The 325-nt window shown below is 64.9% G+C and carries 1 protein-coding gene; it reads right to left on the bottom strand.

Annotation, left to right across the window (positions count from 1 at the left end):
- A partial coding sequence (locus QSV46_RS39290; RefSeq protein ID WP_314964032.1) for an IS66 family transposase zinc-finger binding domain-containing protein occupies nt 1-268 on the bottom strand: 268 nt, incomplete at its 3' end.
- Between the last annotated feature and the right edge of the window lie 57 nt (nt 269-325).

Raw genomic sequence — 325 nt, 5'->3', positions numbered from 1 at the left:
GGTAGCCGTATTTCATCACCGCGATGTGGGCCAGCAATGCTTCCGTCACCATTCCACCGTCGATCGCCTGGGCCGGCGCGGGTGCCTGCAGCACACCCTGGCGGCATCCCCGGCAGCCGTACCGTGGACGCACAATGCGCTTGACCCGGTACTGCATCGGAATGACGTCGAAGGCTTCCTTGACGGTCTCCCCGATCTTGTGCAGCTGCTCGCCGCAGCAGGGGCAGATGTGGCTCTCGATATCGATCACGACATCGATGCGCGGCAAATGCTCCGGAAGCTTCCCCCGGTTGCGTCGCGCCGGTCGCTTTCCACGGCCCTCCGC

Source organism: Bradyrhizobium cosmicum (genome assembly GCF_032290525.1).
GTDB classification, from domain to species: domain Bacteria; phylum Pseudomonadota; class Alphaproteobacteria; order Rhizobiales; family Xanthobacteraceae; genus Bradyrhizobium; species Bradyrhizobium cosmicum_A.
Note: the sequence above shows the minus strand (reverse complement) of the source record. Positions and strands in the feature narration are given on the sequence as shown.